19 protein-coding genes are annotated in these 15665 nt (G+C 45.3%); 13 read left to right on the top strand and 6 right to left on the bottom strand.

Going from position 1 to position 15665, the window contains the following annotated elements; all coding sequences use genetic code 11:
* Positions 1-97 precede the first annotated feature (97 nt).
* A complete protein-coding gene (locus AC5JL3_RS15045) occupies positions 98-253 on the top strand; it encodes a hypothetical protein (RefSeq protein ID WP_496075238.1) in 156 nt (51 codons plus the stop codon).
* Between the two features lie 179 nt (positions 254-432).
* Positions 433-1791 carry a GAF domain-containing sensor histidine kinase gene (locus AC5JL3_RS15040; protein ID WP_496075237.1) on the top strand — a complete coding sequence of 453 codons (1359 nt, stop codon included), beginning with the start codon at positions 433-435 and terminating at the stop codon, positions 1789-1791.
* Positions 1792-1842: 51 nt separating this feature from the next.
* On the opposite strand, the gene AC5JL3_RS15035 is transcribed toward AC5JL3_RS15040, so the two are convergent.
* Entirely contained in the window at positions 1843-2898 is a 1056-nt protein-coding gene (locus AC5JL3_RS15035; protein ID WP_496075236.1) for a DMT family transporter, read from the bottom strand.
* A 291-nt stretch (positions 2899-3189) separates the two neighbouring features.
* Here AC5JL3_RS15035 and AC5JL3_RS15030 point away from each other — a divergent pair, with 291 nt between their 5' ends.
* From AC5JL3_RS15030 to AC5JL3_RS15020, 3 genes are all read left to right on the top strand, one after another.
* Positions 3190-4626 (top strand): sensor histidine kinase, encoded by a 1437-nt coding sequence (locus tag AC5JL3_RS15030; RefSeq protein ID WP_496075235.1) that lies wholly within the window; start codon positions 3190-3192, stop codon positions 4624-4626.
* Positions 4627-4833: 207 nt separating this feature from the next.
* Positions 4834-5358, top strand: coding sequence for a DM13 domain-containing protein (locus AC5JL3_RS15025; RefSeq protein ID WP_496075234.1), 525 nt, complete (start codon positions 4834-4836; stop codon positions 5356-5358).
* 40 nt (positions 5359-5398) lie between these two features.
* On the top strand, positions 5399-5521 hold the full coding sequence (locus AC5JL3_RS15020; protein WP_496075233.1) for a hypothetical protein: 123 nt from the start codon (positions 5399-5401) through the stop codon (positions 5519-5521).
* Between the two features lie 58 nt (positions 5522-5579).
* Here AC5JL3_RS15020 and nrtS read toward each other — a convergent pair whose 3' ends face one another.
* Entirely contained in the window at positions 5580-5819 is a 240-nt protein-coding gene (gene nrtS, locus AC5JL3_RS15015) for a nitrate/nitrite transporter NrtS (protein ID WP_496075232.1), read from the bottom strand.
* A 428-nt stretch (positions 5820-6247) separates the two neighbouring features.
* Between nrtS and AC5JL3_RS15010 the strand changes: the two genes are divergently transcribed.
* Positions 6248-6619, top strand: a complete 372-nt coding sequence (locus AC5JL3_RS15010; RefSeq protein WP_496075231.1) for a hypothetical protein — start codon at positions 6248-6250, stop codon at positions 6617-6619.
* 139 nt (positions 6620-6758) lie between these two features.
* Here the strand turns inward: AC5JL3_RS15010 and AC5JL3_RS15005 are convergent, their stop codons facing one another.
* The 3 genes from AC5JL3_RS15005 to AC5JL3_RS14995 all read right to left on the bottom strand — a co-directional run bounded on the left by AC5JL3_RS15005 (position 6759) and on the right by AC5JL3_RS14995 (position 8282).
* Positions 6759-6977: a ring-opening amidohydrolase gene (locus tag AC5JL3_RS15005; protein WP_496075230.1), complete on the bottom strand. Its 219-nt coding sequence runs from the start codon at positions 6975-6977 to the stop codon at positions 6759-6761.
* A gap of 312 nt (positions 6978-7289) precedes the next feature.
* Positions 7290-7682 carry a hypothetical protein gene (locus tag AC5JL3_RS15000; RefSeq protein WP_496075229.1) on the bottom strand — a complete coding sequence of 131 codons (393 nt, stop codon included), beginning with the start codon at positions 7680-7682 and terminating at the stop codon, positions 7290-7292.
* Between the two features lie 342 nt (positions 7683-8024).
* The gene (locus AC5JL3_RS14995) at positions 8025-8282 is read right to left on the bottom strand and encodes a calcium-binding protein (protein WP_496075228.1); all 258 of its coding nucleotides are present in this window, start codon (positions 8280-8282) and stop codon (positions 8025-8027) included.
* A gap of 9 nt (positions 8283-8291) precedes the next feature.
* On the opposite strand from AC5JL3_RS14995, the gene AC5JL3_RS14990 reads away from it, so the two are divergent.
* From AC5JL3_RS14990 to AC5JL3_RS14960, 7 genes are all read left to right on the top strand, one after another.
* Positions 8292-9074, top strand: a complete 783-nt coding sequence (locus AC5JL3_RS14990) for a hypothetical protein (RefSeq protein ID WP_496075351.1) — start codon at positions 8292-8294, stop codon at positions 9072-9074.
* Between the two features lie 53 nt (positions 9075-9127).
* Positions 9128-10294: an ABC transporter permease DevC gene (gene devC, locus AC5JL3_RS14985; protein ID WP_496075227.1), complete on the top strand. Its 1167-nt coding sequence runs from the start codon at positions 9128-9130 to the stop codon at positions 10292-10294.
* Between the two features lie 84 nt (positions 10295-10378).
* Positions 10379-11122, top strand: a complete 744-nt coding sequence (locus tag AC5JL3_RS14980; RefSeq protein WP_496075226.1) for a DevA family ABC transporter ATP-binding protein — start codon at positions 10379-10381, stop codon at positions 11120-11122.
* Positions 11123-11312: 190 nt separating this feature from the next.
* Complete coding sequence (locus AC5JL3_RS14975) at positions 11313-13613, top strand: heavy metal translocating P-type ATPase (RefSeq protein ID WP_496075225.1); 2301 nt, start codon at positions 11313-11315, stop codon at positions 13611-13613.
* A gap of 17 nt (positions 13614-13630) precedes the next feature.
* Complete coding sequence (locus AC5JL3_RS14970; RefSeq protein WP_496075224.1) at positions 13631-13885, top strand: hypothetical protein; 255 nt, start codon at positions 13631-13633, stop codon at positions 13883-13885.
* A 508-nt stretch (positions 13886-14393) separates the two neighbouring features.
* Positions 14394-14897, top strand: a complete 504-nt coding sequence (locus AC5JL3_RS14965; RefSeq protein WP_496075223.1) for a DUF4214 domain-containing protein — start codon at positions 14394-14396, stop codon at positions 14895-14897.
* Positions 14898-15082: 185 nt separating this feature from the next.
* Positions 15083-15256, top strand: a complete 174-nt coding sequence (locus AC5JL3_RS14960) for a hypothetical protein (RefSeq protein WP_496075222.1) — start codon at positions 15083-15085, stop codon at positions 15254-15256.
* Between the two features lie 123 nt (positions 15257-15379).
* Here the strand turns inward: AC5JL3_RS14960 and AC5JL3_RS14955 are convergent.
* Positions 15380-15665 (bottom strand): hypothetical protein (locus AC5JL3_RS14955; RefSeq protein WP_496075221.1); only part of this gene is annotated, 286 nt, incomplete at its 5' end.

The raw sequence follows: 15665 nt of genomic DNA, 5'->3' as shown, positions 1-15665 counted from the left end.
ATTAATCGGAGAATCTTAAAATTTGAGGTACATCCTAGAACTATGCCAACAAAAACCGTTCTCTCAACGATGAAGTAACTTTGGAACAATTATTAACATGAAACCGCCTCTCGACCTGCTCATTCAACGCCTCAAGCAAATTACTCAACAACTCGAATTGTTAGAAGCCACATTTGCCCAACTTTCTCGTAGAGTAAAACAGGAACAACAAACAGAAGCCGCTAGGCATTCTACAGACTTAAACCAACATTAATCTGAGCTTCAACTTTATTGGTACATCGGTAGCCATGTTTGTTGCAGTCTGGTTAGCAGTTTGACAAACTGCCTAACAAATTCATGTTTAAAGTATCGATAGCCGATGTGGGAAAGTGAAAGTGAGTGAACGACTTCCCAGAGTTCTATTGCCGCGAGTTTGTCGAGGAGTGAGTTGTCGTGTCTCTAGATACATTTCGTTGGCAGCAAGAGCAGCACGCATTAGAGGTTCTGTCCTCTCTGAGTTACCGGACAGATGAACTCAAGGATTACCTCCAAGCCGTGGCGCGAGGAGTGAGTGAACTAATTGGGCTAGATTGGTCTGTGGTAACGCTTTGTCAGGACGGGCAAGAACGAATCCTATCCAGTACGCTCGATTTGGGTGAAGCCGGAGATCGGGCTTATAATCTGCACGGTACGCTTACAGGGACTGTCATTGCAACTGGCGCTCCTCTGGTCGTTGAAGATGCCAAAGCCTGCACAGATTATGGGCAAGCTCCAGAGGGCTACCGAGCGTATTTAGGTGTACCTTTGCGGACATCTATAGGAGAAGTCATTGGGACAATTTGCTCGTTCCAGCGACAGCCCCGCTGTTTCACAGACCAAGAAGTACGAATAGCTGAAATCTTTGCTGAGCGAGCAGCGATGGCAATCGACAACTATCAGCTTTATCAGCAGCAGCGTCAGTTCAATCAAATCTTGGAGGCAGAAGTTGCCCAACGAACCAAAGAACTACAGATGGCTCAGGCGCAACTGATTGAAGCCAATAATCGATTGGAGGCTCAAGTCGAACAGAGAACGGCTGAACTTCGGCAGACGAATGAGCAATTGCAAGCGGAAATGAATGAGCGCAAACAGGCTGAGCAAGAGATTGCCCGTTTAGCTGAAATTGGAGAGCTGGCGGCGATGATCGTGCATGAGGTTCGCAATCCCTTGACGACTGTGCTGATGGGGCTGAGTGCTTTAGGACGGATAGAACTCCCGGAACACGCCCAACTCCGTCTGGTACTAGCTCTTGAAGAAGCAGATCGACTGAAGCGTTTACTGGATGAAATTTTGCTCTACGCCAAACGCCAGGTACTTGAATGTCAGGCACTGGAGGTAAACGATTTTGTAGCTGGGATGCTTGATTCGATCCGTACACTTCCCGCCGCTAAAGGACGAAGAATTGAACTTGTTTCAATGTTGCCTTCAGCCTGGATTTTCGGTGATTGCGACAAACTCAAACAAGTATTTATCAACCTAATCGAAAACGCTTGCGAAGCTGTTGCTGACGACGAAGTTATCACTTGGCGTACTGATTTTGGCATAAGTCCTGATCGAGTCTGCATCAGCATTCACAACGCAGGCACTCCCATTCCCATGGACATCCTCTCCCAGCTCGGTACGCCGTTTTTTACCACCAAGCCCTGTGGTAACGGATTAGGATTGGCGATTGTTAAACGAATTGTCAAAGCCCATGCTGGTGAGTTAATAATTCAGTCTGAAGTAGGCATCGGAACTATTGTCAGCGTTCAGCTACCGAGGCTAGGCAACTGATTTTTATCAGTGTTCATGCCTCATCAACACTGATAAAAACATAAGAGTGGTTCAAATACCCTTGAATCCAACTTTACCTGCGATCGCTTGCTCCGCTTGCATAGAGTTCACTGTTTCGGTAACTCTACGTGAGGTCTTTTTATGAATACCAACTTGACTCACAATGATGCCGATTAAAATTACACTACCGCCAAGATATTGAGCGGCGCTTGGGACTTCTCCCAAAACGAGATAAGCAGCTACGATACCTGCAACTGGCGTAAAGGAGCTAACGATCGATGCGGTAGAAACCGTAGAGGCTCTCAAGCCAGCCGTCCACAACGATTGACCGACGACGACAATTACTACACCATACGCTAGCATCCACTGCCACAGAAACGGTGAAAGGACATCCATAAAATGGTGACTGCCGTAAAGTACCAGAGCAGACACGAAGAAGACTGCCGTTCCCAAGCCAGTCCGAACAATACTGTAGATTCCTAACGGTACTTTGGAGAGCCGTTTTTTGCCAATAATCGTAGAGACGGCAAGCGCCAGCGCTGCGATCGCAACTAACAATTCACCAACCCCGATGCTGAATCCTCCCACCTGCATCATGTTTGTTTCAGGCGGTTGCAGGAAGATGGTCAGGACAACACCAATAAAAGAAGCGATCGCACCCACAATTTCCCACCTATTCACCCGTTCTCCTAAGAACCAAATAGACAAGGCAAGCGTCAGTGGGGGTTCTAACCTGCCAATCAAAACTACATTGTTGACCTGTGTTAATGCCAGCGCCTGAAAAATTAAGCCAGGGGCAAGTGCGCCAGATAAAATTGCCACGATAACTAAACTGAGCCAATCCTGCCTCGACAGTTGCCTTAAGGTTCTCCGCTGCCACTCTCGCCCGTAAAGTAACATCAAAACCATCAAAGCGCAGAGATTGCCCACAAATAAAACATTACATAGAGAAATTGGATTTTGCCCATTCACAAAATTTTGGGCACCAATCTCTGTAAGTCTTCGCGTTACTGCACTGGAAGCACCAAAGATCGGGATGGCAAGCCAGAGATAGATTTGCCCTGGAATTCTGTTAGTTAAATGATGCAGTTTTCCTTGGCGAGTCACAATGTTCCTGTGTACAGACGTGATTAATCTCTCTGAGCTTACCAATCTGTAACAGATGGCAGATGAGATTAGGTTGAGAGAATCTTGAATGTAGGCTGAGACAAAATGATAGAACGTATCTGCTCTCAGTTTTCTCAGTAAAAACTCAGGCTTCCATTAGAGCTACATCATTCTGCAATAAAGCACTTCAACTAGAGTGGATATATCGCCTCAACAGAATTCATACATAAAATTGAACGAATGGGCGAAACCTGTTTATGCTAAATGACTGCTAGCTTCTGAAGGCATCATGTGCAACTAAGCCGCAAACTCTGGGAAGCAATCAATCAAATCAAGCGAAGACATCTCGACCCATCTTCGCTACAGCTTCGTCTAACGCTAGAAATTGCGGCTGTTTCAGTTTTGAGCTTAGGGAGTGTTGCTGTTTGGACAAGCTGGAAAATGCAGCAGATCTTGATTGCGACGCATACGCAAAGTGTTGAATACATTGCGGTTCGCTTTCCCCGCGATGTGGAGCTTTATAGCGAAATGCTATCCATAAAAACCGGACTGCAAAAGACGATTGATAATGTATCGGTGCCGGGTTTGCTCATCTGGGTCAAAGATTCAGACGGTCAGCTACTGGCTCAATCAGTAGGATTAAATGCTTCCTTTGTCCCAAAGGCTCAATTAATGTCCCTTGCCGAGATGCCACTTAAGCCCCAAGTCTACCAAGTGGGTGAGCAGTACCTAGTGTTGCGCCAAGGTTCGGTAATCATCAAGGGAACACTCCTCGGTAAGGTGTACATGGCTCAAGATGTGACGAACGATCAGCGTCAGTTAATTGCAGCCACTCGCAGCCTTGCTATTGTTTGTATCTTGGTAACGATTGTAACGATGGGTGCGATCGCATTTCGGATTCGGCGTTCACTCCAACCTTTACAGGAGATGAGCCAGATGGCCGGGGCAATCTCGGCAGAAGGTTTAAGCAAGGCTAAGCTGCAATTAAGCCATGCCCCTAGTGAAGTGAAAGAACTAGCTCAAACCTTCAACATGATGCTGTCTCGACTTTCCGATGCCTGGGAACAGCAACGCCAGTTTGTTAGTAATGTCTCTCATGAATTGCGAACGCCGTTGACGGTCGTACTAGGCTATTTGCAAAGCTTGCTGCGACGAGGGACAAACTTTAACGACTATCAACGAGAAGCCTTGGAGACTGCCGCCTCCGAAGCTGAACGCACCGTGCGTTTGCTAGAAGACTTGCTAGATTTGGCGCGTGCCGATAGTGGTTATATGCACTTCCATCTGGAATCAGTGCTACTCAACGATTTGGTTGCAGAAGTAGCAGGCATGGCACAAAAGTTTAGCAATCGATTGCTTACAGTTACGACAACCACTGATGTTGAGGCGATTGCCGATCGCGATCGTCTCAAACAAGTGTTGATTAACCTCATTGATAATGCCGTAAAATACTCAGCTCCCGAACAGCCAATTGTTTTGAAATTAGAGCGTGTTGATAAACAGGCAATCATTCAAGTGTGTGATCGCGGCGTTGGGATTGGGCTACAGAACCAGAGCCGCATTTTTGACCGCTTCTACCGAGTGGATGAAGCTCGTTCCAGTTCTACGGGGGGTCAGGGTTTGGGTTTAGCCATTGTGAAGACTCTGGTAGAAGGCATGAGCGGTAGTATTACGGTGAGATCCAAACCTGGTGAAGGCAGTACCTTTACAATCACCTTACCTACATAACTTTGAAAAGAACTTATTGAACGGCTTTAAGAAAGCTTTTAATACACATTTTAGATAAGAAAAACTCAGCTTCCTCTCAGGATTTTCACTAAAACTCTCAGATAAAAATCATTTTCTACCACGTTTATTCATTCAAACTTGTTTGGAACCTAGAAACTCACCTCATAACTGAGTTCAAGAAAGATTATCTTAAGCGAGTTAGAAAGCATGAAGCTTAATCAATTGCTACTACTGGGAACTACTTCATTTGCCGTCTGTGCTTTATCCGTCTCAGACTATGTAGCAGGAGTGTCAGCCAATTCACCTTCAAGAGCCGTTAGTCCAACTTCTACCCAAAGTAACTCTGGTACGACTGTGGTGCAGAGTCAGCCTGTAGCCCTAGCGTCCGGAACTTTTGTGGCTGGGGAAAAGCCTACTACTGGCGAGGCTCGGATTGTTACAGAAAATGGGCATCGCTATTTAGAGATTGATGCGGCTTTTAGCACAAGTGATCAGGGTCCAGATCTGCACGTTCTCCTGGATACTCCTGAACAACCACCGCAGACTTATCAAAATCTAGGTAGTGCGATCAACCTAGGTAGCTTACACGATTACAATGGTGCTCAACGTTACCCAATTCCTGACAATGTCGATTTGAGTTCCTTCAAATCTGTCGTTATTTGGTGCCGTATGGCTAATGCCACTTTTGGCTACGCCCCCCTGCGTCCTTCTAGTAATGCTAGCGCTCAGTAACTTAAATCAAAGTTTTTGTAGAGCTGCGAATAGTTGCTGAATGCTGTTGAATGATGAGTGCGATCGCGCTATCAATTTTCCTCTCTTCGTTGGACGCGATCGCATTTTAGGCAAGGTCACAACGGAAAGTACAGCATTCAGCATATTCTCCCGTTCCACCTAAAGGGATAAGGAACTCACCTCACTTTCAAATTAGGGAGATTATCGTCAAGGTGTTAAGCTCAATTGCGCTTACTCAGCTTACGACGATAAGAATATTGACCATAAACATTGACCAGGTAAGGCATGATGTAAGTCATCAATACAGAAATCCAACGCTCATAATTCATCTCCCCTCGCAAAAAGGCAAAACCATGATTGATTAAAAAGAGCAGAGAACCTACAAAAAAAGAAGTCTTTAAACCTGTTGAGATGAATTCTTTATCAAATAGACTGGCAACATACCCTTTTAGACTTTTCATCTGTTGATTAGTTTATAAGTTGCACTACCTGTTCAGCTTTCTCTAAAGGATAGGCAGATAATTGCATTCCAGTTAGTTCGAGATGTACATAATAGTCCTTTGGGTACAAATATTTTTTGATGTCAATTGAAGAGCCGTCTTTCTCCCAGTAACTTAGTTGAGGGATGGGTTATTTCGCCCAAAAGGAAGGTTGTGAGATACCTCAAGCAACCATAATGACCTACTGCCATCCGCTTTGGACTGTAGAGCTTTCTCGTATTTCACTTTAACTTAGCCGGATTAAAGCTAACTATTTTCTCAGGAAGTTTATAGCCTAATCTTCAGGAATTTCTCAGATTTGCTGCCTAATCTAAACATTAAAGCAGAAGTCGAAAGATTTCCAAGAATCCGTCTCTTCCAAAACACCCTAATTGAGAGAATAATCTACCATGAACTTACTTCTAAAAAGCTCTGCATTAGCTACTCTTTTCACTCTTGCCTTAGTGACCAATGCCAAAGCGGTCGAACCGATTGAGTCTAATGAATTGAAGACTCGTCAAGTCCAGTCCCAGCCGCTCCTGATTGCAGAAGATACTGGAGAAATTGATGCCAAGCAATTTGAGGAGTTGCGCTCACTCAATCGAATGGTCATACAACAAATGGAGATGATGGATGCCGCCTTACCATTACTTCAGTCTGATAATCCTGAAATTAGAAGAATGGCAATGGAGATGCTTAGAAATACCAATGAAATGACTGAGCGAATGATGAGTATGCGTAATGAGATGTTCTCCTTGAGAATTCGAGACGGACGCAATTAGAATGCGAGATCTGTTTTGAGAGTGGGGGCTGGTGATTGGTGATTGGGGCAAAGAGACTTTCATATAGAGAGTTGTGTACGGCAGTTCATAGAGTCTCTTGCACCAGATTGGCGACAAACTTTAATCCCAACCCCATTAATTAATTACTTCCATTCGTAGAAGCGAAGGAGGCTGTTGTGTTGCATTGTGCGATCGCAACTACAGAACCGCCTCCGGGTGGACCTTGATGCTCACTTCCACCCGATACATAAACCATCGGGTTCTGCACCACTGATGCCACAACAGCTCCTACAACGGCTCTTGCCATGCGAGGATCGTTGATGTCTGAGTCATCGAGCATCGTGTGGCGACAAGCCAAAACTCACACATTTTCGTGCATATCACATAAGCCAAACGCATTGGCTATGCCAAAATGATCTACAGGAGTAGTTTCTTCACGGTATTCTCCTAAAGGTTCTCGTCCCTAAGAACCTGACAAACCATACTCTTCGTTACCAGTTCCGCGATAATTAGCTTCATCAGTAGTTGGGTCATGTGAATATTCATCACACAGTTAAGTACACAGCGCTGTCTTCCCGCGATTTGAGGGATTCTGGATTGATTAGTAAGATTTCTGCCGCCAATTGAAGAGTTTGCGAGAGCCAAAGTGGCAAACTCTGTTGTTGCTTTCCTAACCCCTGCCAAAGAAGCGCTTGAGTGGGTTTGTAGCAATTTGCCCTAACCCTCGATATGGGTTTCGCTGAGCAGCTTGAACTGGGTCTGAATCTGTGAGAATTTGGGCAGCGTGTTCGCGAAGTTTGGCGCTGCCATCCTGATTCATAGAAACGAGTGTTGCGCCATGCCCGCCTTTGTCCGTTTGTGTATCTCCTAGAGCTACCTGGTAAGCCTGATTTAAAGAAGGCAGGCTGGCTGCGATGGTAGGTAGTTCCACAACCCTAGCTTCCAAGTTCTGACCGATGGCATTGAGCTGCTTTTGTAGTCCCAGTGGCAAAGATTCATCTATCTTTTCAAGGGCGGTCACAAAAGCTGTAAGGATTTTTTCTTGTTGAGGGTTAAGAGACATAATTGTAAAAAGTATTGAGAGTGAGGATAAAAAAAAGATTTTGAAAAATTGAAAGGCTATTCTTTAATAGTAGGAAACTTTCTGGGGTTTGCTCTTGAAGGGTGGCATAAATCAAACTTTGGGAATAAAGCGGTTTGCAGCAGGGTGTGGTCATCAGTAGTTGGTTGGAAGGAAAACTCCTCCTTGTCCCCTTGTTTCCCTTGCCCTCTCCATCACCAACTGATTTTGACCATGATCATCTCTTCTGCTATTCAGTTCTGAGATAAGACTAACAAGAGACACTAAAAAGGCGATAGCGAAGCGCTGCGGCGAAGCACAGATCACGTCTCTTGAGCCAATTGTCTAGGACAAACAGGACTGTCCTGAAGACAAAGGAGCGTTATTACCTAAGACAAACGTGTCTGCGCCAGTGCCTCCAATTAACATGTCGTACTCATTGCTGTTGTAGCTAGAGCCACCGCCATTGATGTAGTCATTCCCATCGCTGCCAACGAGCCAGTCACTGCCTTCTTCCCCGAAAAGGGCATCATCGTCATACGAACCCTTGAGAAGGTCGTTGCCATAGTAGCCGAGTATAAAGTCATTTCTGTCTAATGGCAATCTGGGGAAATTGCAGCTCAAGAAGCCGAAATTACTCATCTTGAAGAAGAGTTGCAGGGCGAAATTGCGAGTCAAACCGCCATCATTGCTCGTCGGCAATCCGAGGTTAACGTCGCACAAGCCGACTATAACCGCTACCTAATCTTGTATCGGGAAGGAGCGATCGCAGCTTCCAACCTCGACCAAAGGCGGCTTACATTGGAAACTGCTCAAGCACAACTCAACGAAGTCAAATCTAATCGGAATCGCACGGCTGGCCCATTGCGTGCCCAAATCAATCGAGCCAGAGCTACTCTAAACCAGATTGTCGAAGTTCGCCCTGAAGATGTCCGAGTGGCGCAAACCGAGATTAATCAGGCAATTGCAGCCGTTAAACGCGCTGAGGCTGAGTTGAAAGAGGCAAGCATTCGCGCACCGATCACAGGGCAAGTTTTGGAAGTTTACACCCAATCCGGCGAGGCGATCGCAGACGAAGGTATTGTTGACCTGGGAAAGACTGACCCAATGGAAGTGGTTGCAGAAATTTACCAGAGCGACATTGGCAAGATTCGCAGCGGTCAATCAGCGATCGTTACTGGTGAGGGGATTTCTGGAGAACTGCGGGGAACCGTTCGTCAACTTGGGTTGCAAGTCAGCCAGCAAAAAGTCTTCAGCAATCAGCCTGGACAGAACCTTGATCGCCGCGTCGTTGAAGTCAGAATTCGCCTCAATTCAAAGGATAGTCAACAAGTGGCAAGCCTAACCAACTTGCAGGTACAGGTAGCCATTCAACCGGAAATGAGTTTGAAGTAAAAGATAACGGTTGCCCGATATCATTTTTTTTTGTGACACCTCTGGTGAAACCTATGCTACGTAAACTACTTCGCAAAACACCACTGGCATGGCTTCAGGTGAAGCGAGAAAAAACTCGCCTCTTTGTTGCCTTAGCTGGAATTGGCTTCGCCGATATCCTTATGTTTTTCCAGCTTGGACTGATGGAATCTGCCTACGCTTCTGCTACGGGAATGCACTACAGATTGCGGAGCGACCTGTTCTTGCTAAATTCTCTATCTGATAACGTGCAGACCATCAAACCCTTCTCACGTTCTAGGCTATTTCAAGCAGCAGGTACAGATGGTGTAGCTTCTATCAACTCTCTCTATCTAGGAATTGGAAGATGGCGTAATCCTGCTAATCGAACCTTCTGGCAAGTACAAATCTATGGTTTCAACCCCAGTGACCCAGCAATGGATGTGCCAGATGCTGCACCTGAATTGAATAAACTCAAGATGTTGAATTATGTACTTTATGACCAGGCGGCGCGACCCGATCTGGGTAATGTTGCTAGTCAACTTCAGCAATCTAAACCGCTTCCAGCTCAACTGAATGACTTACAAATTCAAGTCACTGGTGTCTTCACAATGGGAGCCTCTTTCTCGGCTGATGGCAATTTGATTGTGAGTGACTCTACTTTCTTGCGTCTGTTTCCAGAACGCCAAGCCGATGATATCGATGTCGGTCTAATTACGTTGAAGCCAGGTGCAGACATCAAGCAAGTGCAAGCAAATATAAAAGCCAAATTGCCGGATGATGTGCTGGTTCTGACAAAAGAAGAATTTATCCAACGGGAGAGAAACTATTGGAGTCAAGTTAGTCCTATCGGCGTTATCTTTGGCTTCGGAACTGTCGTCGGCTTTTTGGTGGGGACGGTAATTGTTTATCAGATTCTTTACTCTGATGTTTCCGATCACTTACCTGAATACGCCACCCTCAAAGCAATGGGCTATGGCGATAGTTACCTAGTTGGAATTCTGCTTCAAGAAGCTTTGATTCTAGCAATACTGGGTTTTATTCCGGGATTTGGGATTTCACTTGGGCTTTACGGACTAATAGCACAAGCGACGCTACTTCCCGTCAAAATGTCGCTTGAGCGTCTGGTACTCGTGCTGTCTTTGACGCTTGTGATGTGCATTGCATCGGGAGCGATCGCAATGAGGAAATTACAGTCTGCTGACCCAGCTGATATTTTCTAACTTCACACGCTCAATACCCTTAACCCCTCATACAACTTTTGCTTTTGTAGTTCAAACGATTACCGTAACTCCAACTAAGCTGCTATGCATACTTTAAATTCCTCAAATTCTACTCAGTTTTCAAGCACTCAACCTGTTATTTCTATCCATCAATTCAATCACTATTTTGGTGAAGGAGAACTACGAAAACAAGCGCTATTTGACATCAATCTCGACATCCATTCTGGAGAAATTGTAATTATGACTGGTCCATCGGGTTCTGGCAAAACGACATTACTAACACTAATGGGAGGCTTGCGTTCTGCACAAGAAGGTAGCCTGAAAATCCTGGGGCAAGAAATGAATGGAGCGAGTAAAAACGAGATGAGGGTAGTGCGACAGCAAATTGGCTATATTTTCCAGGCACACAACCTGTTGACTTTCCTTACAGCTAAGCAGAACGTGCGAATGTCTCTAGAATTACATGATCGCTATCTAGACCAAAATATGGATGAGATAGCAACCGATATTCTTAAGACAGTCGGTTTAGGAAATCGTGTGGATTACTACACCGATAATCTATCTGGAGGACAAAAGCAACGGGTTGCGATCGCGCGTGCTTTGGTGAGTCATCCGAAAATTGTTCTAGCAGACGAACCTACCGCTGCACTGGATAAAAAATCAGGTCGAGATGTGGTAGAAATGATGCAGAAATTGGCAAAGGAACAGGGCGCCACTATTTTGCTAGTGACGCATGATAATCGGATTTTGGATATTGCCGACCGCATTGTTTATATGGAAGATGGTCGCTTGGCCGCCAACCCTGATGCTGTTGCACTCGTGGAATAGCGATCAATAAGCGAAAGCGATCGCTCTTCACTATCTAACCCACATATCGCAATTTATCTTGACCGATGAACGAGACGAAACCCTTAGTTCTGGAAAATAGTACACTCTGTTTTGCTTAGCCCCTTGACTCTCCAGTCAACTAGATACTTTACCTTACAGATAGGGTAACTACGATCCGGAGCTAGTCAATATGGATACTCTGACTCTTAAGCTACGAGGGATGTCTTGTGCTTCCTGTGCGTCCAACGTAGAGAAAGCAATTCAAGGTGTTCCTGGTGTGGAGGAGTGCAATGTCAATTTTGGGGCAGAGCAAGCAACTGTTCAATACAATCCCAAAAAAACGCACTTAGAAGCTATTCAAAAAGCGGTTACTGATGCGGGATACGGTGCATCGCCACTTCAGGAAATCGGTACGAATGAAGACGAGGCTGAACAAGCTACCCGTCGCGCCGAACAGCAAATCCTGACAACCAAGCTAATTGTGGGAGGCATCATCAGTCTAGTTTTGTTCGTGGGTTCACTACCGATGATGACAGGGCTGCATATTCCCTTTATTCCTATGTGGCTGCATAACCCTTGGTTGCAGTTAATTTTGACGACACCTGTACAGTTCTGGTGTGGACAGTCGTTTTATCAGGGTGCGATTAAGTCAGTGAAACGCCGTGCGGCTGATATGAATACATTAATTGCACTAGGTACCAGTGCGGCGTATTTTTACTCAATTTTTGTTACACTTTTTCCGGGATTTTTTAGAGCGCAAGGGTTGGAACCAGCGGTTTACTATGAAACGGCTGCAATTGTTATTACCTTGATTCTGCTAGGGCGACTGTTTGAAAGTCGGGCAAAGGGACAGACTTCTGAAGCAATTCGTAAACTTATTGGGTTGCAAGCGAAAACGGCGCGTCTGATTCGCAAGGGTAAAGAAGTCGATGTACCGCTACAAGAAGTCCAAGTTGGTGATGTCGTGCTGGTACGTCCGGGAGAGAAAATTCCTGTTGATGGCGAAGTGCTAGACGGTTCCTCCACAATCGATGAATCCATGGTGACGGGTGAGAGTATACCCGTGAAAAAGCAGGCAGGGGATGAGGTAATTGGCGCGACGATTAACAAGTCTGGCAGTTTTAAGTTCCAAGCCTCACGGGTAGGCAAAGATACTGTATTGGCGCAGATTGTTCAGTTGGTACAACAGGCGCAGGGTGCGAAAGCGCCGATTCAACGATTAGCTGATCGGGTAACGGGATGGTTTGTGCCAGTAGTAATCGCGATCGCGATCGCAACTTTCGTGATTTGGTTTAACTTTACAGGTAATCTAACTCTGGCAATGATTACCACAGTAGAGGTGCTAATTATCGCCTGTCCCTGTGCCTTGGGTTTAGCAACACCCACTTCCGTAATGGTAGGTACGGGGATTGGCGCTCAAAACGGCATTCTGATTAAAGGGGCGGACAGTCTGGAAATTGCTCACAATCTTCAAGTGATTGTTTTGGATAAAACCGGGACTTTGACTGAGGGCAAGCCTGTTGTAACGGACTATGTGACGATTAGAGGAACCGCCTACAGTAATGAAATCAATCTCCTGCGACTTGCGGCAGCGATTGAACGCAACTCTGAACATCCTCTTGCTGAAGCTGTTGTGCAGTACGCCAAAGCGCAAGGTGTCGATTTTCCATTACCAGAAGCAAAAGACTTTGAAGCCGTTGCTGGTGCTGGTGTTCAGGGTATTGTAAATGACCAATTCGTGCAAATTGGAACCTCTCGCTGGATGCAGCAACTGGGGATTCGTACTGAAGCATTAAACCGTTATCAAGGTACGTGGGAGGCGGCGAGTAAAACAACAGCCTTGATTGCGGTGAATGGAGAACTTGAGGGAATAGTAGGAATTGCTGATGCCCTCAAATCTTCCTCAACTGAGGCAGTGAGAGCATTGCAACGGTTAGGTTTAGAGGTGGTGATGCTAACAGGTGACAATCAGCAAACCGCAGATGCGATCGCAAGTGAAGTTGGCATCAAGCGTGTTTTTGCTGAGGTTCGTCCCGATCAAAAGGCAGCAATTATCCAATCTCTTCAGGCACAGAAACGAGGAAGGAAGGAGAAGAAGGAGAAATCCAATCAAAAATCAATTGTTGCGATGGTGGGGGATGGAATCAATGATGCCCCAGCACTTGCTCAAGCTGATGTTGGGATAGCGATTGGGACAGGGACAGATGTTGCGATCGCAGCCAGTGACATCACTCTAATTTCTGGCGATCTGCGTGGTATTGTCACAGCGATACAACTCAGTCGCGCCACAATTAACAACATTCGCCAAAATCTCTTCTTTGCCTTTATCTACAACGTTGCCGGAATTCCTCTGGCTGCTGGAATTTTATTTCCTTTTACAGGTTGGTTACTGAACCCAATTATTGCAGGTGGAGCAATGGCATTTAGTTCAGTTTCGGTTGTTACTAATGCCTTACGACTGCGAAACTTTAAACCTTCCTTCAGTAGATAATTCTAGGAGTAAAAATCATGTTCAAAAAAAGTCAATTTTTGGGTCGCCTGATTGGGCTAAGCTTATTAATTTCAATCACTTCCAGTATTCCAGTAAAGGCAGCTACCGCAGCAGAAGCGCCTAGACAAACAAGTCAATTTCGGCAAATTGAGCAGCCTTGGGGGCTAAAACTTGGTGTTACTTTGGGAGGGGCTGCACTCATCGGATTAGAGCTATGGTGGTTTTTACTGAGTAGAGCTTCCCCAACTAGAGCAAATGAGGATGCTGATTGATAATCTTCGCAGTTCACAGTTGGTTTTTATAGGGGTTTTCCAGAAAACCATACAAACTAGTGCTGCACTGTCTTCTAAAGGTAGTGCAGCGCAACATAATTAAGCGATCGCCTATTTAACTTTGACTAAGGATATGACAAAAATCGAAAATCTAAATGAATTAATTATCAATAGACTTAGATTCGTTATCATAAACTACATATACAACTAATGAATGTATTTTCATTTCAACAGAGCGATCGCCTAGATTGTACTCAAGTATCAATTCAGTAGCGAAGGAAAGACCGCTTGAATAGCTTGCAACTATTTAGTACCGATTAACGTCTTTGAAAATAACTGGATAATATCTACCACCACGAGCTAATTGAAGGAAATGACTACCCTATATTCATATCCCTCGATTCATCCAATTAGGTGAGCTAATGAGGCGAAGTCTCTTGCTGATATATCTTTTACCTTAATAATTGTTCAACAGGCCGTATAAGTCAAAGAAAGAGAGGAACAATCTATGAAAACTACCCTGAGAACTTCAGTGCTTCTTAGTGTTCTCACTGTTTCTGGTTTAATGTCCTTGGCTGCTCCTGCACAAGCACAGAGAGTTTGTGTTGTGACTCGTTACAACCAAGTTAGTTGTACAAACAGAGATGATTATCGGTACAATCGACGACCTCTTCGCGTAAGGCAACCTATTCGCGTAAGGGTAGGAGTACGTCAGGAAGTCAGAGACGTTTATGAAGATGTGCTAGGTCGTGATGCAGACAGGCGAGGACTCAGAGACTGGTCAAGGACGGTAATACGCCAAGGTAATTCACTTGATGATGTCCGTGAAGGCATTGCTAATAGTGACGAGGCGAAAAATCGGATTAACGACATCTATCGGGATGTACTAGGTCGAGATGCTGAGCCTGAAGGTCTTAAAACCTGGACTGGCGCTTTAGAAGATGGTGAAAGTTTAGACGATGTTCGTCGTGAGATTCAGGAAAGTGATGAAGCGAGGAGTAGAAATCCTTAAGGAGCAACAATATTTAAAGCTTACTCACTTGACTCCCTAAAAGGGTGATAAGTGTTCCTCTCTCTTTCTGACTTAGCTTGGTAAAAAGCGATCGCTACATTGTTATCTGGTTGTCACGCGCTCGTCACATGGGTTGATTAGGCTTAGACCAAGAGGATTTGAGGAAAGCCTCTTCATCATATCGAATGAACGAAAAACCCGCAGAAGCTGTCTGTTGCGGGTTTTTTCTTCTGGGTCTTTGTCTGGTTGCTATACCTGTGCAAGAAAAAGCGATCGCTTCACCTTCATCAACAAGACCTGGAACAACTTCCAATTACGGTCTGGGGAAGGGTGCGATCGCTGATGTCGAACACAAATAGAGAAGCTTTGTTATGAAGATGGGTCTTGTTGATTAAACCCAACCCATCTTCTACTACAACTTACTTCAATCCTGAGCTGGCTAGGCTTAGACTGGCTCGTCATCCCGTTGGATTGTCAAAGTTTTACTGCTCGATATTGTTAACTTCAGAATCAGGAATTTGCTGCAAACCGACTAAACCAGGGAAACACCGACTAGATGGACCAACTAGCTCATAAGCAGCGACTGTCTCATCATCATCCTGGTCATCATTATTGGCAGTCTGCTGGTCATCATCCTGGTTATCATCATTGGCAGTCTGCTGGTCATCATCCTGGTCATCATCATTGGCAGTCTGCTGGTCATCATCCTGGTTATCATCATTGGCAGTCTGCTGGTCATCATCCTGGTCATCATCATTGGCAGTCTGC

The sequence above is a fragment of the Symplocastrum torsivum genome (assembly GCF_059505465.1).
Note: the sequence above shows the minus strand (reverse complement) of the source record. Positions and strands in the feature narration are given on the sequence as shown.